The following is a 19,462-nucleotide window of genomic DNA, read 5'->3' as shown; positions in this document are numbered from 1 at the left end:
AGCACCCGTCAACCCAGGGCCCGACGCTCCCGGTGCGCGTCGTAGAGGAAGCTCTCGCCACCCGGCGTCGGGTCCAGCGCTCGCCCGACGAGGATGATCGCCGCCTGCTTCAGCTCGGCGGCCTCCACCTGACTGGCGATCGTCGCGACCGTGCCGCGCAGCACCAATTCCTCCGGCTGGCTCGCGCGGTAGACCACCACGACGGGACAGTCGGCGCCCACCTGCGGCTCGATCTCGGCCATCAGCTCCCGGGTTCGGGTGATCGCCAGGTGCAGGGCCAGGGTGGCGCCCGTCGCGGCGAAGGCCTGCAGGCTCTCGGCCTCCGGCATCTGCGTCGACCGCTTCTGGGTGCGCGTGATCACCACCGACTGCGCCAGCAACGGCACCGTCAACTCTCGCCCGACGATGGCCGCGGCGGCGGCATAGGCCGGAACCCCCGGGGTCACATCCCACGGGATACCCGCGGCATCCAGTCGACGAGTCTGCTCCGACAAGGCCGAATAGACGCTGAGGTCGCCCGACGCGAGCCGGACCACCTCCTTGCCCCCGGCATGCGCCGCACTCAGGTGGGCGAGGATCTCGTCGAGGGTCAGGTGCTGGGTGTCCACCAGCTCCGCCTGCGGCCCGACGTGGGACAGCACCTCAGGGTCCAGATAGGTGCCCGGGTAGAGCACCACGTCGGCCGCCGCGAGCAGGCGAGTCGCGCGGACGGTGAGCAGGTCGGCAGCACCCGGGCCCGCGCCCACGAAATGGACGGTCATGCGGATTCACCCTCCCGCGTCGGGGCGTCCACGAAACGGGGCGTCCAGACCCCCGCGGGGCTGACGCGCGTCGAAGAGGCCCCGATGATCACCAGGCACTTCATGTCGATGCTCTCGGGATCCAGATCACCCAGCGTCGTGACCGTCAGCGACTCCTCCGCCCGGCCAACATCGCGCCCGACGACCACCACGGTCTGCGGCGGCCGGTGCTGCAGCAGCACCTGCCGGGCCTCGCCGAACTGTTCGGTGCGGGCGCGTGAGCGCGGGTTGTAGAGCGCCAGCACCAGATCGGCCCGGGCAATGTGGCGCAGGCGGTTCTCCACCACGGCCCACGGCTTCAGCCGGTCGGAGAGGCTCATCACGGCGAAGTCGGCTCCAATCGGGGCACCCGCCCGGGCCGCGACGGCCTGCACCGCACTCACCCCAGGCAGGACGCGGATCGGCACGTCGCGGAAGGCTTCGTCCTCCGCGGCCTCGAAGACCGCCGCCGCCATGCCGAAGATCCCCGCGTCGCCACCGGAGACCACCGCCACCTTCTCACCGGCCTTCGCCAGCTCGAGCGCGTGCCGGGCGCGGTCAACCTCCACCGTGTTGCCCGACGTGTGCCGGGTCAGCCCGGGACGCTGGGGAACCCGGTTCACATAGGGGCCGTAGCCGATGAGGTGCTGCACATCGGCCAAGGCCTGCGAGACCTCGGGCGTGATCCACCGGTCGGGGCCGGGTCCCAGGCCCACCACCAGCAGTTCTGCCGGTTCCACGTGAAACCGGGCCGCACCCTGCCCGGCCGTCTGGTCATGGGATGCCGCACCGCGCTGCACCACAGCCGCACCCGATGCCACCGCGGGCTCCACTCCCGCAGCCGCCACCTCGCGCGACCGTCGACCATTGCGAGAATCCCCACTGACCACGATCAGGCTGAAATAGGGAACGCTGCTTTCGTCCACCTCCGCGACGGGCAGCCACCGCTCCTGCGGCATCGACGCCCGCTCCACATACAGCGCGTGCTCCAACCGGCCAGCCGATTCCAACGCCCGACGCACCGCCGGGAAAGTCCTTCCCAGCTTCATGATCACGGCGCCATCGGTGTCGGCCAGCCGCATCGCCAGCTCGGCCTCCGGCAGGGTGCCCGGCAGGATCGTCAGCACATCGGTCTGGCGAACCAGCGGATCCGCGACGGTGGCCGTCGCCGCCAGGAAGGCCGGCACCCCCGGCACCACCTGGGTCTCGAAGCGCTCCGAGAGCCTGTCGTGCATGTACATGTAGCTGCCGTAGAGCATCGGGTCGCCCTCGCTGAGCAGCACCACGTCACGGCCCGCTTCCAGATGGGCGGCCAGGCGCTCGGCGGAGGCCTCGTAGAATTCGGCCATCACCCCCGCATAGCCCCCGGGATGAGTGGTGGAACCCGTGGTCACGGGGTATTCCAGCACCTCCTCGGTGGCACCGGCCGGGATCAGGTCGGCGACGATCCGTCGCGCATTGGAATCCTTCTCACGCGCACAGTGGTAGGCCACCACATCGGCGGCCCGAATCAGCCGAGCGGCCTTGAGGGTCACCAGCTCGGGATCGCCGGGACCAACCCCCACCCCGAAGAAGCGCCCCGCCATCACTCCTTCTCCTGCGCGATCGCGTTCAGCGCCGACGAGGTCATCGCCGAGCCGCCGCGACGCCCGTGCACGGTGACGAAGGGGATGTCGATCCCGTGGTCCTCATGGAAGGACTCCAGGGCCCGCTTGGACTCCGCGGCCCCGATGAAGCCCACCGGGCAGCCGACGATCGCCGCCGGCCGCGGAGCCCCGTCCACCAGCATCTCCAGCAGGTGGAAGAGCGCGGTGGGGGCATTGCCGATCGCCACCAGGGCCCCGTCCAGCACGGGCTCCCACAGACTGACGGCCGCAGCAGTGCGCGTCGTGCCAAAATCCTTGGCCAGTTGGGGAACCCGCGGATCATTCAGCAGGCAGAGCACCTGGTTGTGCTGCGGCAGCCGGGAGCGGGTGACTCCGGTGGCCACCATCGTCGCGTCGCACAGGATGGGCGCGCCGGCCTGCAGCGCACCGCGGGCGGCGGACATCAGCCGCGGGTGGACCACCAGATCGTCCACCAGGTCCACCTGGCCGCTGCCGTGGATCATCCGCACTGCCAGCTTCTCTGCCTCGGCAGGAATCCGGGACAGGTCGGCCTCGCGTCGGATCGTCGCAAAGGAGTCGACGTAGATCTCGCCGCCGGTGTGGATGTAGTCATAGCGCGGGGTGGGCCGGCGGGCCTCGAAGTCCGCGGGGATCCCCGTTCCGCTCATCCCCGTTCCGCTCAACTCTGTCCCGCTCATGCCTGACTCCTCCAGCTCTCACACAACAGCAGTCCGTACCAGGGGGTGATCCGCACCCGCTGGTATCCCTCCACCAGGTCCAGCACCTGCGTCGCCCCGATGCCCGCCTCACCGATCTCGACATGGCGCCAGCCCGGGCCGTCGCCGAAGGGCAGCGGGCCGCTTGCCTCCGGAAGACGGGGATCGGCCTCGACGGTGGGCACCAGCGGCGCGTCCAGTTCGTCGACATGCCACGCGGCGGTTGGCTGGTTGCCACGCCGCTCGACGAACAGCTCGGCCAGACCCAGCAGGATTTCCGCAGCATCGGCCAGAGGCAGCACCTCGCCCCAGCCGCTGCCGATCCGCAGCTGCACCGTCTGCTCATCCAGGGCCACGACGCCCAGGTCGCAGGCATGGGAGAGCACGTCGCCGCGGCCGTCATCGACGACGAACAGGAACTTGCCCGGCAGGGTGGCCAGCCGGTCACTGGCGCGAATCCCCTCGTCCAGGGCCAGCGCCAGCGGTTCCAGGTTGGCGCGGCCACCGTCGACGCCGGTCAGCGGGCTGGCCATCACATTGCGCACCAGGTCATGCCCGGGAGCGGGCAGCAGACCCGAGGCCTCCAGCGCGGTCAGGGCTTCCGGCGTGACTCGGCCGGTGCCGTCATCGGGAAAGGCGCGCAGCTGGAGGTTGGCGCGATTGGTGGGGTGGATCCGGCCGTCGCCGTACTGGCTGGCCGCTCGCGCCACGGCCCTCAGGGCATCGACGGGCAGGTTTCCTGCCACCAGACGGATCCGGACCAGCAGGCCATCGTCGGCTGGCCAGGGGCGCAGGATGCCGGGGCAGCGGTCCGGGCGGGTGCGCTCGACGGGAGACGGGGCGTCTTCCGGAGCACGAGGTACAGCCGGTGCATCGGCTTGACCGCGCGGGACTGGTCCAACGGGCGGAACTGGTTCAACTGGGGAAACTGGGGTCATGGCTACTCCTACGAGATGACGCGTCTCGTGTTCAGGACGACCAGTGACCACGAGTTCCTGACTCCCGTCCCCCGCTGCTCGGGACGGTCACAGTGGCGCGACCGTGCCGGCTCGTCCGGCTTCCTCGCAGTTCGCTGGTGACAAGGGTGGAATTGTCTGCGCCGACCCACGGGGCCGGGCACCCACATCATGGCACAGCGGCGATCCTCCACCGACGGCACCGTCAGTGCAGGGGACACGGCACCGTCAGTGCAGGGGACACGAGACCGCTAGGGTGTTGCTGCTGGCCCCGGCCAGCACACGTGTGCCAGCGAAGTCGGTGAGAGTCCGACGCTGTCCCGCAACGGTGATGCCTCCTTCGGCCCGGTCCCATCGGCCGGCCGACGAGGGGATGAGTCCGGTCGCCTGCCCCCGTGTCCTGAACCTGCTCCCGGCCGAGGGGCGGACGGGCAACCGTCGCCACGGGCCACCGACGAAAGGCCACCATGGCGACAGTGCCCCGCCTCCTCCTGGCGGCTGCGTCGTCGAGTTCCGGCAAGACCACCATCGCCCTGGGGCTGATGGCTGCGCTGCGGGAAGGCGGGCTGCAGGTGGCCCCCTTCAAGACGGGCCCCGACTACATCGATCCCGGCTACCACACGCTGGCCGCGGGACGGCCCGGCCGCAATCTGGATGCCCACCTGTGCGGGCCGGACCTGCTGGCGCCGCTTTTCCTGCACGGCTGCCAAACCCCTGCCCCGGCTGACATCGCCATCATCGAAGGGGCGATGGGCCTGTTCGACGGGAGCCTGGGCAGGCCGCCCGTGGGGCGCGCCGGATTCGGATCCAGCGCACACGTGGCCAAGGTGCTGAGGGCCCCCGTGCTGCTGGTGGTGGATGCCGCCAAGAGCTCCACCACGGTGGCCGCCGTGGTGCACGGGCTGGCCAGTTTTGATCCCGACGTGACCGTGGCGGGAGTGCTGCTGAACAAGGTGGGTAGCGCCCGCAATGTGGCGGAGTGCACCCGGGCCGTGGAGCAGCTGGGCATCCCCGTGGTGGGGGCAGTTCCGCGGTCTGCCGAGCTGGTCACCCCGTCGCGCCACCTGGGGCTGGTGCCCGCCGCCGAACGCAGCCAGGCCCGCGACATGGTCGACTCCGCCGCCGCCCTGGTGGCCGAGCACGTGGATCTGCCCGCGGTGCTGGCCCTGGCCCGCGGCTCGGAGGACCTCGCCGCCGAACCCTGGGACCCTCGCGCGGCCGTCACTCCGCAAACCGACCGCCCGTTGATCGCGGTCGCCGCCGGACGTGCGTTCACGTTCAGCTACCCGGAGACCACCGAACTGCTGGCCGCAGCTGGCGGGCGAATTGCGGAGTTCGATCCGCTCACCGATCCTGCCCTGCCCGCCGGAACCAGCGGGCTCTACCTGGGTGGCGGTTTCCCCGAGGTTCACGCGCAGGACCTGGCCGCCAATGAACCGCTGCGGCAGCAGATCCGTGCGCTGGTGGCTGCCGGGCTGCCGACGGTGGCCGAATGCGCGGGGCTGCTCTACCTGTGCCGCTCCTTGGACGGCAAGCCGATGGTGGGCTCCCTCCCGTTGGATGCCGCGATGACCCCGCGGCTCACCCTGGGCTACCGGCACCTGACCTCCGCAGCGGACTCGCTGCTGACCCGACGCGGCGAACACGTGCCCAGTCACGAATTCCACCGCACCAACATGGCGCTGGACGCCCTGCCCGACGGGCTGGACATCGCCTGGGAGGTGGACGGCCGCGCCGAGGGAGTCAGCACCCCAACCCTGCATGCCAGCTACCAGCACCTGCACTGGGCCGGCTTCCCGCAGGCCGCGCAACGCTTCGTGCGGGCCGCCGCGCAGTTCGCTGGCGCGACTGCTCCGGGGGCCGATGGCCAGCCCACGGCCGCGAGTCCGCCCATGCCCGACGAAGGCCGGCCAACCCCCGAGGCCCGATCCGCCCTGGGTGATTCCGCACAGGGTGATTGCGCACTGGGTGATTCCGCACTGGGTGATTCCGCACTGGGTGACTCCGCACTGGGTGACCCCGCACCCACGGCATCGCCACCACCTGCGGACCTCACCCACCACGGTGACCAGGACCTGGCCCCCGGACTGGTGGACCTGGCGGTCAATGTGCACGCCACCGAACCGCCCCGCTGGCTGGCCGACGAGCTGGCCGCCGGCGCCAACCGTTGGGCGCCGTATCCCGACGCGACGGCAGCCCGGGCCGCCCTGGCCGCCCGGCACGGCGTCGACGAGTCGATGGTGCTGCCCACCAGCGGCGCGGCCGAGGCCTTCACCCTGGTTGCCCGCGCCCTGGGGTGCCGGCATGCCCTGGTGGTGCACCCGCAGTTCACCGAGCCGGAGCAGGCGCTGCGGTTGGCTGGCCACCTGCCCCGCCGGCTGCTGCTGGGCCCCGACGACGGTTTCGCCCTGGACCCGACGGCCGTGGACCCCGCGGGGGACCTGGTCGTGGTGGGCAATCCGACCAATCCCACCAGCGCCCTGCACTCGGCCCGGGCACTGCGCTCGCTGGCCCGCCCCGGGCGCGTGCTGCTGGTGGACGAGGCCTTCATGGACGCCATTCCCGGCGAACCGGAGAGCGTGATCGGCCCTCGGATGGACCACATCCTGGTGACCCGATCACTCACCAAGACCTGGAGCCTGGCCGGCATCCGCGCCGGTTACGTGGTGGGCGACCCGCGGCTGGTTGCCCGGCTGGCCAGCGCTCAGACACCGTGGTCGGTCAGCACCCCTGCCCTGGACGCGATGATCGCCTGCAGCAGCGCCCGCGCCCGTGCGGAGTCCGACGAGATCGCCCGCGCCCTGGACGCCGACCGTGCCGCCCTGACCACCGCGCTGGCCGAGGTCGGCCTGCCCGTTGCCTGCCCCCCGCGGGCGCCCTTCGTGCTGGTGGACCTGTCACCGCTCGGCCCGCTGGCCCACGAGCTGGGCTGGGCCCGCGCCCGGATGGCCGAGCTCGGCTTCGCGGTGCGGCGCGGCGAGACCTTCCCGGGGCTCGGCCCGTCGTGGATCCGGCTGGCGGTGCGCGACGCCCAGACCAGTCGTCGCGCCGCCCGGGCCCTCGCAAGCCTCGCCCACCCCCAGACCAGCCAGACGCATTCCCCCACCCAGATTGGAGACCAGCCGTGAGCCTGCTCACCGACACCATCGCTGCCATCACCCCCGTCGACCGAGCAGCCCGCGCCCAAGCGGAGGAAAGGCAGACGCAACTCACCAAGCCGGCCGGCGCGCTGGGCCACCTGGAGGTACTGGGCAACCAGCTCGCGGCCATCACCGGCCAGTGCCCGCCGCCGGTGCCCGAACCGGGCCTGGTCTGCGTCTTCGCCGGTGACCACGGCATCCAGGAGCGCGGCGTCTCCCCCTGGCCGCAGGAGGTCACCGTGCAGATGGCCGCCAACATCGCCCAGGGTGGGGCGGGCGTGAACGTGCTGGCCCGCGCCGCCGGGGCCACCGTGGCGGTCACCGACGTCGGCATGCTGTCACCCGTCGAGGGATGCCGCGATGAGCGGATCGCCGCCGGAACCCGGGACTTCCTCACCGGAACGGCCATGACCCGCGAACAGGCCGAGGCCGCGATCGAGGTGGGCATCCGCACCGCCCAGCGGGCCGCCGACGAGGGCTTCCGGATCCTCGTGCCCGGCGAGGTCGGCATCGGCAACACCACGCCCGCCGCCGCCCTGGTCTGTGCCTTCACCGGCGCCGACCCCAGCGAGGTGACCGGACGCGGCGCCGGCGCGAATGACGAGATGCTGGCGCACAAGGCTGCCGTGGTGCACGCCGCGCTGGTCCGGCACCAACTCCTGGGCGGCAGGGGAACCGACGATCCGGTGGGCGCGCTGGCAGCGGTGGGCGGCTTCGAGCACGCCGCCATCACCGGCTTGCTGCTGGGGGCCGCCGCACGGCGCCTGCCCGTGGTGCTCGACGGTGTGATCGCCTGCTCCGCGGCCCTGGCGGCCGTCGCCCTGGCCCCCGACGTGTGCGGCTACCTGATGTCTGGCCATGCCGGGGCCGAACCGGCCATCCTGTGCGCCACCCACTCGCTGGGGCTGCACCCACTGCTCGATCTGGGACTCCGCCTGGGTGAGGGCAGCGGCGGCGCGCTGGCCCTGCCGATCGTCTGCAGCGCCGCCCGGGTGCTGCGCGAGATGGCCACCTTCAGCGACGCCGGGGTCACCGAGGAGCACGTCGAATGAGCCGGACCCTGGTGCTGGGCGGGGCCCGTTCCGGAAAGTCCACCCACGCGGAGGAGATCGTCGCTGGGGCAGCCGCGGTGGACTACGTCGCCACCAGCCAGAATCGTCCGGACGACGCGGAATGGGTGGAACGGATCGCGCTGCACCGGGCGCGCCGGCCGTCGAGCTGGCGAACGCTGGAGACCACCGATCTGGTGCAGGTGCTGGCCGGCGACGACCCCGCCGTGGTGCTGGTCGACTGTCTGGGCGTGTGGCTGACCCGGATGATGGACGACTGCGGGGTTTGGGAGGAGAATCCCGCCCCCGCCGCCGACGGCAGCACGCCCCGTGATCGGCTCCAGGCCCGCGTGGACGGCTTCGTCGCCGCCCTGGAATCGACCCCGCGTACCGTCGTGATGGTGAGCAATGAGGTGGGACAGGGCGTGGTGCCGGCGCACTGGTCGGGGCGCTTCTTCCGAGACCAGCTGGGCATCCTGAACACCCGGGTGGCCGCCGCCAGCGAGCGGGTGGTCTTCTGCGTCGCGGGGATCCCCATGACGCTGAAGGACCAGACCACGGACCCGTCGAGGCCAGCCCGGTGAAGCCGCTGACAGCCCTGCGCGATGCCCTGGGGATGTTCACGCTCCTCCCGGTGCCGCCCACCCTGGAGCTCGACGAATCGGTCTGCCGCCGGATCATGCTGGCCTTCCCGTGGGCCGGGCTGGTGTGTGGGCTGGCGGCCGGGGCCACGGCCGCACTCGTGGTGGCCTGCGGCGCCGGCGACGGGCTGGCGGCCATGGCCGGCCTGGCGGCGTTGACCGGGATCACGGGCGCGATGCACATCGACGGGGTGGCCGACACCGCCGACGGGCTGGCCTCCCGCAAGGGCCCCGAAGACGCACTGGCGCTGATGAAGAAGTCCGACATCGGGCCGATGGGCGTGGCCACCGCCGTGCTCGTGCTGCTGCTGCAGGCGGCCGCCCTGGCCTCCGCCTCGCTGGGCGGATGGTCACTGGTGGCGGCCTTGGTCTGCCTGCCGATGGTCGGCCGGATCGCCGCCGTGCTAGCCACGGTCCGCGGCACGCCGGGCGCGCGTCCGGGAGGCTTCGGTGCGCTGTTCACGGGCATCACCTCTCGCGGGGCGGCAGCCCTGGACGTGCTGGCGGTGCTGACGGTGACGGCACTGGCGGGCTGGCTCGTCGGCTGGCTGACCGGGGCCGCCGCACCTGACCTGCCCTCCGCAATCCCGGCCGCCCTGGCCTTCACCGCGGCGGCAGGCATCTCCTGGCTGGTGGCGGCCCGCTGGCAGCGCCACCTGCTGCGGCGTCTGGGCGGCCTCACCGGAGACACCTTCGGCTCCCTGATCGAGGTCTGCCAGACCACCTTCGTCGTCGGGCTGGCACTGCTCCTGGGCCTGCTGGGCTGATCGCCGGCGGCACCGGCGGGCCACCCTCCCCGGGGGGCACCGGGACCACCCACTAGGCTGGGGCCAAGTGGTGTGGACCCCACCCGAACTCCCACACCAGCATCCCGCGGAGGAGTGAGTTTCCTTGTCAGAGCAGACAGCATCTGCGCCGGGGAAAGTCGCGGTCATCCTCCCCCTGCGGGTCACGGTCGCCCCCGTTCAGCGGCTTGCCCTGATCCCCTTCGACCGGCACGCCGACCATGTCTACGAAGGCCTCGAACCGCAGTACATCGACCGTGGTGACGAATGTGGCTGGCGGGTGCTGGCCTACCGCCACGACGGGCACGTCGACATCTACGACGACGCCACCCTCACCCTGGACCCCACCGAGCGCAGCTCCGCCACCGGCAAGGGTGTCCGACGCCACGTCACCACCTTGCTGGACGATGCCCGTATCGACCGCGACGACGAGGGCCGCGCCCACATCAGCGTCGCCTTCACCGACCTCTACGGGCGACGGATCCGGGTGGCGATCGACGAGTCCACCACCCGACGCAGCACACCCACCGGGCTGCTGGCGCCCGTCGGGTCCGGCGCCGCACGGCCCGGCTTCTTCCCCCTCTTCCTGCTGCATGACCTGGACTTCGTGCGCCGCTTCCACTCGGACCTCCGCGTGACCATCGATGACCGCGCCATCGCCGTGGAGTCCTTCCCCGCACCCCTGCCGCTGCAGGGCCAACGGCGCACCTTCGTGAAGCTGGCGCAACAGGTGGACATCATCCAGGTCTTCCCCACTGACGAACACCGGCTGCGCACCGTCACCGTCACGGACGGGGTGCACCAGCGGGGCGAGGTGGCCTACCACTTCGACGGGGCGGCCCTGTCGCGCATCGTCGTGCGACAGACGGAGATCCAGTTCCACCCGCCGCTCGACCTCGGCCGGGCGGGCAAGGGGCGCGTCGAGATGATCTCGCGGCCCGGGATGGGCGTCGTCGGCGGCAACTACCGGGTGAAGTCGTCACGCGGGACGGCCCGATTCACCCTGCAGATCGACAAGGTGCGGACGCCCAGGCAGCCCTTCCCCTCCTACCGGATCTTCGTCAATGACCGCACCATCTTCGGCCGCTGGCCCAAGCGCTACCGGTTTGCTGCCCGCTATGACCTACGGGCCGGCACCGTCGACGGCCGGTGGAGCAACCGTCGCGAGCCAGAAGGGCGATGAGCCCGACATCCCAGCACGGGCGATGGGCCCGTCCTCACAACACGGGCGATGAGCCCGACATCCCGACCAGCGGCTTCGGCTGCACGTGTGGGCCCAACGCGAGAGACTGGCCCCGCACCGCCAAGACCCGAAAGGTTCACCGTGACCGAGCTCACCATCCCCGCAGACCTGCTTCCCGCCGACGGACACTTCGGCGCCGGGCCGTCCAAGGTTCGCCCCGAACAGGTCGCCGCCCTCGCCGGCCGGGGCGCGGGGTTGTTGGGGGGATCGCACCGCCAGCCGCCCGTGAAACAGCTCGTCGCCTCCGTGCAGGAAGGACTCGCAGAACTCTTCCAGCTGCCCGAGGGCTACCAGGTGGTGCTGGGCAATGGGGGTGCGACGGCCTTCTGGGATGTCGCCACCTTCGGGCTGGTGCGCGAGCGCGCGCAGCACCTGATCCTGGGCGAGTTCAGCCGCAAGTTCGCCAAGGAGACCACCCGCGCGCCCTTCCTGGCCGAGTCCGAGATCGTCGAGGTGCCCGCCGGTCAGGGCGTCGTCGCTCACGCCACGGCGGGGGTGGACGTCTATGCCTGGCCACACAACGAGACCTCCACGGGCGTGATGCTTCCGGTGCAGCGCGTCGAGGGGGCCGACGAGGACGCCCTGGTGGTGATCGATGCCACCTCCGGCGCCGCGGGCCTTCCCGTCGACCTGGCCCTGTGCGATGTCTACTACTTCAGCCCCCAGAAGGGCTTCGCCAGCGAGGGCGGCCTGTGGTTCGCCATCATGTCGCCCCGGGCCCTGGAGCGTGCCCGCGAGGTGGCCGCGACCGACCGGTGGATCCCCGACTTCCTCAGCCTGACCACCGCCATCGACAATTCGGCGAAGAACCAGACGTACAACACCCCGTCGATCGCCACCCTGATCCTGATGGACGAACAGATCCGCTGGATCAACGAGCAGGGCGGGTTGCGCTGGGCATCGGCCCGCACCGCCGACTCCTCCCAGCGCCTCTACCAGTGGGCCGAGCAGACGTCGTGGGCCACCCCCTTCGTGGCCGACCCGGCCTTCCGTTCCCAAGTGGTGGGCACGGTGGACCTGGCCGATGAGGTGGACGCCGCGGCCGTGGTGAAGACCCTGGCGGCGAACGGCGTGCTCGACGTCTTCCCCTACCGGGCGCTCAAGCGCAACCAGATCCGGGTTGGCATGTTCCCGGCCGTGGACCCCGATGACGTCACCCGTCTGACCCGCTGCGTCGAGTACGTGGTGGAACGGTTGGGCTGACCGGGCCCCTGCCGCACCGCTGGCCTCCCCACTTCCGGGGGACCGACTCCGCAAACCGACCCGGGGTTGGTGGGCCGGCCACGGCTCTTCACGGCGCGCGCCCAGGCGGCGGTGATCGCCGGGTCGGTTTGCGGAGTTCGGGACGGGTGCCGGAAGCTCCCAGCCGGTTCCGAGGCAGGACACAGCCCTGACACAGCCAGCACTTCTTCCATGGACTCATCGCCACAGCGGCACCCGGCGGGCAGCGACCACCGCCCGCCCGGTTCCGCACCATCCACGGAGGAGATCACCATGGAACACACCAGCCACAGCCCCGCCGGCCGCGAGCAGCAGCTGGCCATTCTCACCCCCACCGCCATCGCCTGGCTGCTGCGCAACCGCCAGATTGACGGCCGCACCGTGCAGGTGGGTGAGCACGGACCGGAGATCCGCCTGGTGCTGGCCTGATGCCAGTCCGGCCGCGAGCGTGGGGCCAGTCCGGCCGCGAGCCTCGTCAGAGGCTTGGCGCACGCCAACTCCGCAGATCGACCTCCCGATGGAGACGCCCCTCGCTCACCTCGCGTGGCGTCATGGGTGGGGACGGATCCCGGGGTCGATCTGCGGAGTTCGCGCTGGGCGACCTCCAGATGGCTGCGCCGGCCCAGGTCAGCGGCCCGATCGCGAGGTGCCCCGCCGAGGCGGTGCGGTCAGCGGATCCTCGGGCCACGGGTGCTTGGAGTAGCGCCCCCGGTTCTCGGCGCGCACCGAGGGGTAGGCGTTGGCCCAGAAGGAGGCCAGGTCATCGGTGACGGCGAGCGGCCGTTGGGCAGGGCTCAACAGGTGCATCAGCACCGGCACCCGGCCGTCAACGATGCGCGGGGTGTCGAGCAGTCCGAAGCACTCCTGCAGTTTCACCGCCAGCACCACCCGTTCGCTGGGATCATCCGGGTAGGCCAATCGGATCCGGGATCCGGTTGGCACCTCCAACCGCTCGGGCACCAGTTCTTCCAGTCGCCCCGCCTGGGGCCACGGCAACAGCCGGCGCAAGGCACTGGTGAGGTCGAGCCGGGCGGCCGAAGCTCCGCGGGCCAGTTGGTCCAACTCCGGTCCGAGCCACTCATCCACCCTGTCCAGCAGTGACTCCTCGTCCATCGCGGGCCAGGGATCTCCCAGCTCGCGGTGCAAGAGCGCCAGCCGTCGCCGCAGCAGGACGGCCGATTCCGGCCACGCCAACAGTCCAGGCCCCTGCACCCCCAGTCCCCGGCTGCGGAGCGCCTCGGTGACCGCTTGCCGCCCCAGCTCCGACGTGGGCGGAACCGCCGTGGCCGCCAGCTCGATTGCGCCCAGCAGGTCGAGGCTGCGGGCAGAGACCTTCCCCTGGGTCCAACTGGCCCGAACCGTCTGTCTCCGCAGCCCCCTCGCGGCCCACTCGGCGATCTCCTGGCTGATCGGGACCGCCGCACGCACCACGGCACCCGTGCCATCACCGGTGTCGCGCCGACCCATCTCCGCGACGGCCAGCCACTCCTGGCCCGACAGCCGCGAGCCCCGTTCCAGCGCCACCCCGGTTCCCGAGGCCAGCAGGTAACTGGTGCTGTCCGCCCCGCCACGTCGGCGCGCCACCCGGTCGGGGTGGGCCAGCGCGACGATGGCGCCCAGCACCTCTGCCTCACCGATCGGGGGCGATGTGGTGCGGGCCGCGTAGTGGTCGCCGGTGGCGGAATCCTGAGCAGCATCGATCTGGTTTGCCACCCGTTCCAGGCGATCCGCCTCATGGCGCCACCGGCTGGCGGCCGGGCCCGATCCGCGCCGCACCTGCCGGAGCAGCTCGGCCAGGTCGCCACCGGGAGCGCGCTCGTCACCTGCCAACAGGGCCACCGCTTCGGCGGCCCGTCGCGCCCCGACCACGGGAGTGGCGTCCAACAAGGCCCGGGCCAGCCGAGGATCGGCCGGCACCCGGGACATCTGCCGGCCCCGAGCCGTCGGGCGACCGTCGTCGTCCACGGCCCCCAGGGCGCGCAGCCCGTCCAGGGCCAGTGCCAGGGAGGCGGCCGGCGGGGCGTCCGGCAGCGCCATCCCCTCGCCGCCCGGCGCGCCCCAGCAGGCCAGGTCCAGGGCTGCCTGGGTGAGGTCTGCGGTGGCGATCTCCGGGGTGGTGAAGGGACGCATCCGTGGCCAGTCGCTCTCCGGGAAGCACCGGATCGCGAGGCCGGGCCCCAGCCGCGCGGCGCGGCCGGCACGTTGCTCAGCGGAGGCGCGCGCCTCGCTGACGGTCACCAGGCCGCTCATGCCCCGCCCGACGTCGAAGCGTGGCTCCCGGGACAGCCCCGAGTCGACGACGATCCGCACCCCGGGCACGGTCAGCGACGACTCCGCCACCGACGTCGCGACGATCGCCCGCCGCCCGGGGCCGTCAGCCAAGGCCTGATCCTGCTGCCGTGCGTCGAGGGAACCGTGCAGCGCTCGGGCGTCGATCCCCTTGTTCCGCAGACGTTCGGCCACCTGCTCGGTCTCCCACGCGCCGGGGACGAAGACCAGCGCACTGCCCTCGGAGGTTTCGTCGAGGGCGGCGGCGGTGACCGCGGCCATGTGATCCAGGAAGGCGAAGGTGACGCCACGATTGCCGAGCCGTTGCACCCCTGGCGGGGCGGGCTTCCAGCGGACCTCCAGGGGAAACAGGTCGGCGGCGACGGACACCACCGGGGCTGGTTCGTCAGCGGTGCCCAACAACCCGGCCCAACGGGCGGCGTCGAGGGTGGCCGACATCACGACCACCGCAAGGTCGGGCCGTAGTTCCCGCAGCTCGCGAACCATGGCGAAGGCCAGATCGGAATCCAGGGATCGTTCGTGTACCTCGTCGAGCACCACTGCCGCGACGCCGTCCAGTGCCGGATCGTTCAGCAGCCGCCGGACCAGGACACCGGTGGTGACGAACTCCACCCGGGTGTGGGTGTTGCCACGGCTCTCGCCACGCACGCTGAAGCCGACCTCCTCACCCAGGCGAGTGCCACTCAGATGTGCCAGCCGACGGGCTGCCGCGCGGGCCGCGATCCTGCGCGGCTGGGTCACCACCACTCGGCCTGCAGCAGTGGCTGCTCCGGACTGGTTGGCCACCAGTTCGTTGGCCACCAGTTCGTTGGCCACCAAGGGCGGGACGAGGGTGGTCTTGCCCGTGCCCGGTGGGGCCTGCACCACCACGACCCCACCGCTCAGCGCTGCCTGGAGATCTCCGCAGGCCGCCAGCACGGGCAGCCCGGCGCCGATGGTGTCGAGGGAGAAGAGCATGCGGTCCAGTTTGTCAGCCTGCGCGATGTGCTCGGCTGCCCGCAGGGCGGAAGCGCCCGCCAGCCGAACGACAGCCGCCAGCCGAACTCCGCAGATCAACCAGCAGATCGTCGTTCACCGGGGACACCCCGCCCAGTGGGCTCGGGTGATTCGCAGACCGAGGTCGATTTGCGGAGTCGGACCCGGAGGACACGGACAGGCGCATCCGTCGGCTGCGGTAGGCGATCGATCCAGCGGCGGACGGGCGCACGATCCGCTGGCCGGACGACCCGGGCGACGGATCCCAAGCCCCCATTGGGTTGCCGCCCCGGGGCCGATAGCGTGGAGACATGAGCGAAGCCACTTCCCACCCCGCATCGCCACAACCACTCGACACCCCAGAATTGCCGGAGACCCCAGCGCCATCGGGCAACGCACAGCCGCTGGAAACCAAGGCCCTCCTTCTGCGCTACCTGCAGTCCGAGCGCGATGCCGTGCTGTGGAAGGTGGAGGGCCTGGACGAATCGGCGCTGCGCACGCCCCGCACGCCCACCGGCACCAACCTGCTGGGGCTGGTGAAGCACCTGGCTGCGGTGGAGTACGGCTACTTCCAGATGTCCTTCGGCCGCCCGACACCAGACCTGCCGCACCTGCGGATGGATGCCGACCGCCTGCTCGACTTCTACGCCACCCCGGACGAGACCCCCGAGCAGATCATCGCGGACTATCGCGATGCCATCGCCGCCGCGAATCGGACCATCGCGGAGCTGGATCTGGACGCTGAGGCCCACGTCCCGTGGTGGCCGGAACCTACCACGCTGGAGCGGCTCCTGGTGCACGTTGCCGTCGAGACCGCTCGCCACGCAGGCCATGCCGACATCATTCGTGAGCTGACTGACGGACGGGTGGGCCTGAACCCCGCAAACCCGAACATGTCCGCCGACGACGCCCCGTGGGATGGGCACCTGACCTTCCTGCGCACCTTGGCCAAGCAGGCCGAAGTGGGCGGGCTGGGAACCACCCCCGACCCCACCGGCTGACCTGCCCCACCGACTGACCTGCCCCACAGGCTGGGCCGTCTCCGCCCGAGCCGCCCTCCACCGCGAAGGATCGCCATGACCATCAAGCTCGCCGTCTTCGACCTGGACCACACCCTGCTGATCACGGGGCAGCGCATCACGCCTGAAGCCGCGGCGGGGGTGAAGGCCCTGGTGGACGACGGACTGCCGGTGGCCCTGGCCAGCGCTCGGCTCGACGAGTCGATGGCCGTGGTGAACGAGGCGATCGGCATTCCCCTGCCCCGGATCAGCTACAACGGTGCCCTGACCCGGTTGGCCGACGGCAGCCCGATCCGCGAGGTCGGCTTCACGATCACGCCGGAGCTGGCGGAGGCGCTGGCACAGGTGACCCGCATCGACCAGCACGGCCAGGGCACCATCCACCTGTATGCCTCGGATGGTCGGTGGCTGGCCCACGGGGCTGCGGCGGGCATCGACCGTGAGGAGCGCGACACCTGGTGCCGCGTGGCCGGGCGCTCGAACCAGGTCAGCGCCGAGCAGCTCGTCGGGCTGGAGTGCCGCAAGATCCTGTGTGAGGGCCCCGACGCCCACGTCGCCGCCCTGGAGCAGGCCGTGGCCGGCATCGACGGGTTGAACCTGACGCATTCGGGGATGGGTTTGCACGACATCTGGCCCGCCACGTCCGGAAAGGCCAATGCCCTGGCGGCCTTGTGTACCCACGTAGGGCTGAACCCCGACGAGGTGCTGGCCGTCGGCGATTCGGCCACCGACGTTCCCATGCTGGCCTGGGCTGGCACCAGCATTGGGGTGCAGCCCTGTGCGCCGGGCGTCACGGAGGTGGCCACCCATCTGGTGGAGGGTGCGGGGAGCCCGGCCCTGTTCGCCCTGGTGCGGGAGCTGGCTGGCCTGCCCCAGCGCTGATCCGGGACCCGACGACGGCCGCCCGAAAGGTGCCCAACGACGGCCGCCCGAAATTGTCAGTGCCGTGGTGCACGATGGAGTCATGCCGAACCTCTCGGAATCGTGGGCCCGCCTGGGCATCCGCAAACAGCTGACGGGCGTCGCCGTGACGGTCGTGGCCATTCCGATGACCCTCGGCATCCTGCTCCTGGCCAACCTGCTCACCAATGCGCTGGCCAATGCGCAGATCGAGACGTCGCACGAGGTACTGCACCGCACGGTCACACACGTTCGGGAGAAGGGTCCGACGGACCTGCCGGGCGAGCTGCAGCTGGACGACGGTTACCGCGCGCAGGTGCTGGACGCGGGGGGTCGCCTGGTGTGGACCTCGTCGGGCCGTTACCTGCAACCATTCACCGAGCAGGTCCCGGAACCCGGCCAGACGGTGCAGGAGGGGGCGGTCAAGTGGTGGGGGCCCGGGGACAAGAACGAGCACCGCGATCTGGTGCTTTCGCAGGGACTCACCTGGAAGGGGCACGACTATGTGGTGACCGTGGCCACCTCTCAGGAGGACGAGCACAGCGCGGTGACCCTGACCGTGGGGCTGCTGATGGCGTGCATGCCGCTGGTGCTGCTGACCGCTGGGCTCACCTCATGGTGGGTGGCCGGCCGGGCGCTACGCCCCGTGGACGTGATCAACTCCCGCGCCGCCCAGATCACCTCCCGCACCCTCGACGAACGAGTCCCGGTCCCGCCGTCCGAGGACGAACTGCAGGACCTGGCGATCACGATGAACCAGATGCTGGGCCGACTGGAGGCCGCGCAGCAGGCACAGCGGCGCTTCATCTCAGACGCAAGCCATGAGCTGCGCTCCCCCATGGCGAGCCTGTCCGGGGCGCTGGAGATCGCATGTGCCGAGGACGACATCGAGACCTGGCGGGAACTGTCCCCGCTGATGCAGACGGAGGCCGATCGGCTGAACCTGCTGGTGCACGACCTGCTGGAACTCTCCCGAGCCGACGATGCCGGCGTCCAGCTGAGCCGCAGGGAACTGGATCTGGATGACGTGGCAAGTGCCGAGGCATCCCGTCTGCGCTCCGCCAGCGAGCTGGACGTGGTCGCCCACATCCGAGCGGCCCGTGTGCTGGGCGACGGGGCGAAGCTGAGCCAGGTGCTGCGCAATCTGTGCGACAACGCCGCCCGACATGCCCGCACGACGGTGCGGATCACCGTCGAACCGACCAGTGACGGCGGTGCGTTGGCACGAGTGGAGGACGACGGGAATGGCATCGCCCCGGAGGATCGCGACAGGGTCTTCGAACGTTTCGTCCGGTTGCAGGAGTCACGCTCCCGCGATGACGGCGGATCCGGGATTGGCCTGGCCATCGTCCAGCAGATCATCCAGGGACACGACGGGACCATCACCGTCGGGGAGTCCCCCTTGGGCGGGGCGCTCTTCGAGGTCCGGCTACCTGACCCGAGCGGGGCGAGTCTGGGTCATTCCATCGCCAGCCGGTAGCCGACTCCTCGCACGGTCTGGATGGTGTTCTCGCCGAAGGGGGCATCGATCTTCTTGCGCAGGTAGCCCACGTAGACCTCCACCACATTGGGGTCGCCGTCGTGCTCGCTGCCCCACACCCCGTCGAGGATCTGGGCCTTGGTGACCACTGCGCCGCGCTGCTGCATCAGGTAGGCCAGCAGGTTGAACTCCCGCGGGGTGAGGTCAATGGACACGTCGCCGCGCTTGACCAGGTGCGTCGCCGGGTCCAGGACGAGACCCTTGGCGGTCAGCTGTGCGGGACGCTCGGTGGCGCCGCGCCGGGCCAGTGCCCGGAGCCTGGCATTCAGCACGACGAAGCTGAACGGCTTGGTGAGGTAGTCGTCGGCGCCCAGGTCAAAGGCATCGGCCTGGTCCCACTCGCCGTCCTTGGCGGTGAGCATCAGCACCGGCGTCCACACCTGTTCGGCGCGCATCTGCTTGAGGATGTCGTAGCCGTTCATGAGCGGCAGCATGATGTCCAGGATCACCACGTCGTACTCACCGTGGACGGCCTTGAGACAACCCTCCTTGCCGTCACGAGCCAGATCCACCACGTGGCCCTCGCTGGCCAGACCCCGTCGGGTCACCTCCGCCAGCGAGCGGTCGTCCTCCACCAGCAGCAACCTCATCAGTGCCCTCCT

16 protein-coding genes are annotated in these 19,462 nt (G+C 71.0%); 10 read left to right on the top strand and 6 right to left on the bottom strand.

The features are described 5' to 3' along the window. Positions 1–8: 8 nt before the first annotated feature. Genes cobM through ACTQ49_RS05150 form a run of 4 tightly spaced genes read right to left on the bottom strand, consistent with a single transcriptional unit; the run spans position 9 to position 3,866 of the window. Positions 9–761, bottom strand: a complete 753-nt coding sequence (gene cobM / locus ACTQ49_RS05165; RefSeq protein WP_441826781.1) for a precorrin-4 C(11)-methyltransferase — start codon at positions 759–761, stop codon at positions 9–11. Then, positions 758–2,365, bottom strand: coding sequence for a precorrin-2 C(20)-methyltransferase (locus ACTQ49_RS05160; RefSeq protein WP_441826780.1), 1,608 nt, complete (start codon positions 2,363–2,365; stop codon positions 758–760). The genes cobM and ACTQ49_RS05160 overlap by 4 nt, the downstream gene beginning before the upstream one ends. Then, positions 2,365–3,054: a precorrin-8X methylmutase gene (locus tag ACTQ49_RS05155; RefSeq protein ID WP_441826843.1), complete on the bottom strand. Its 690-nt coding sequence runs from the start codon at positions 3,052–3,054 to the stop codon at positions 2,365–2,367. Before ACTQ49_RS05155 ends, ACTQ49_RS05160 begins: the two co-directional genes overlap by 1 nt. A 26-nt stretch (positions 3,055–3,080) precedes the next feature. Further along, on the bottom strand, positions 3,081–3,866 hold the full coding sequence (locus ACTQ49_RS05150; RefSeq protein WP_441826842.1) for a nitrite reductase: 786 nt from the start codon (positions 3,864–3,866) through the stop codon (positions 3,081–3,083). Between the two features lie 659 nt (positions 3,867–4,525). Here ACTQ49_RS05150 and ACTQ49_RS05145 point away from each other — a divergent pair. The 7 genes from ACTQ49_RS05145 to ACTQ49_RS05115 all read left to right on the top strand — a co-directional run bounded on the left by ACTQ49_RS05145 (position 4,526) and on the right by ACTQ49_RS05115 (position 12,566). Then, complete coding sequence (locus ACTQ49_RS05145; RefSeq protein ID WP_441826779.1) at positions 4,526–7,186, top strand: cobyrinate a,c-diamide synthase; 2,661 nt, start codon at positions 4,526–4,528, stop codon at positions 7,184–7,186. After that, positions 7,183–8,250 (top strand): nicotinate-nucleotide--dimethylbenzimidazole phosphoribosyltransferase, encoded by a 1,068-nt coding sequence (cobT, locus tag ACTQ49_RS05140; RefSeq protein WP_441826778.1) that lies wholly within the window; start codon positions 7,183–7,185, stop codon positions 8,248–8,250. The genes ACTQ49_RS05145 and cobT overlap by 4 nt, the downstream gene beginning before the upstream one ends. After that, positions 8,247–8,831 carry a bifunctional adenosylcobinamide kinase/adenosylcobinamide-phosphate guanylyltransferase gene (cobU, locus tag ACTQ49_RS05135; protein WP_441826777.1) on the top strand — a complete coding sequence of 195 codons (585 nt, stop codon included), beginning with the start codon at positions 8,247–8,249 and terminating at the stop codon, positions 8,829–8,831. Before cobT ends, cobU begins: the two co-directional genes overlap by 4 nt. Continuing rightward, positions 8,828–9,655 (top strand): adenosylcobinamide-GDP ribazoletransferase, encoded by an 828-nt coding sequence (locus ACTQ49_RS05130; protein WP_441826776.1) that lies wholly within the window; start codon positions 8,828–8,830, stop codon positions 9,653–9,655. Before cobU ends, ACTQ49_RS05130 begins: the two co-directional genes overlap by 4 nt. Before the next feature lie 124 nt (positions 9,656–9,779). Then, on the top strand, positions 9,780–10,856 hold the full coding sequence (locus ACTQ49_RS05125; RefSeq protein ID WP_441826775.1) for a hypothetical protein: 1,077 nt from the start codon (positions 9,780–9,782) through the stop codon (positions 10,854–10,856). Positions 10,857–10,997: 141 nt separating this feature from the next. Continuing rightward, positions 10,998–12,119 (top strand): phosphoserine transaminase, encoded by a 1,122-nt coding sequence (serC, locus tag ACTQ49_RS05120; RefSeq protein WP_441826774.1) that lies wholly within the window; start codon positions 10,998–11,000, stop codon positions 12,117–12,119. A 291-nt stretch (positions 12,120–12,410) separates the two neighbouring features. After that, positions 12,411–12,566, top strand: a complete 156-nt coding sequence (locus ACTQ49_RS05115) for a hypothetical protein (protein WP_441826773.1) — start codon at positions 12,411–12,413, stop codon at positions 12,564–12,566. A 198-nt stretch (positions 12,567–12,764) separates the two neighbouring features. On the opposite strand, the gene hrpB is transcribed toward ACTQ49_RS05115, so the two are convergent. Continuing rightward, positions 12,765–15,383, bottom strand: coding sequence for an ATP-dependent helicase HrpB (gene hrpB / locus ACTQ49_RS05110; protein ID WP_441826772.1), 2,619 nt, complete (start codon positions 15,381–15,383; stop codon positions 12,765–12,767). Positions 15,384–15,712: 329 nt separating this feature from the next. Here hrpB and ACTQ49_RS05105 point away from each other — a divergent pair, with 329 nt between their 5' ends. The 3 genes from ACTQ49_RS05105 to ACTQ49_RS05095 all read left to right on the top strand — a co-directional run bounded on the left by ACTQ49_RS05105 (position 15,713) and on the right by ACTQ49_RS05095 (position 18,800). Beyond that, positions 15,713–16,402 carry a DinB family protein gene (locus tag ACTQ49_RS05105; protein WP_441826771.1) on the top strand — a complete coding sequence of 230 codons (690 nt, stop codon included), beginning with the start codon at positions 15,713–15,715 and terminating at the stop codon, positions 16,400–16,402. A 75-nt stretch (positions 16,403–16,477) separates the two neighbouring features. After that, the gene (locus tag ACTQ49_RS05100) at positions 16,478–17,302 is read left to right on the top strand and encodes an HAD-IIB family hydrolase (RefSeq protein WP_441826770.1); all 825 of its coding nucleotides are present in this window, start codon (positions 16,478–16,480) and stop codon (positions 17,300–17,302) included. Positions 17,303–17,384: 82 nt separating this feature from the next. After that, positions 17,385–18,800: a HAMP domain-containing sensor histidine kinase gene (locus ACTQ49_RS05095; RefSeq protein ID WP_441826769.1), complete on the top strand. Its 1,416-nt coding sequence runs from the start codon at positions 17,385–17,387 to the stop codon at positions 18,798–18,800. Here ACTQ49_RS05095 and ACTQ49_RS05090 read toward each other — a convergent pair. Then, positions 18,779–19,450: a response regulator transcription factor gene (locus ACTQ49_RS05090; protein WP_441826768.1), complete on the bottom strand. Its 672-nt coding sequence runs from the start codon at positions 19,448–19,450 to the stop codon at positions 18,779–18,781. The genes ACTQ49_RS05095 and ACTQ49_RS05090 overlap by 22 nt on opposite strands. Between the last annotated feature and the right edge of the window lie 12 nt (positions 19,451–19,462).

It is taken from the genome of Luteococcus sp. Sow4_B9 (assembly GCF_052116585.1).
Lineage (GTDB): Bacteria > Actinomycetota > Actinomycetes > Propionibacteriales > Propionibacteriaceae > Luteococcus.
The sequence above is the reverse complement of the archived record's forward strand: the minus strand, read 5'-3'. Positions and strand labels throughout refer to the sequence as shown.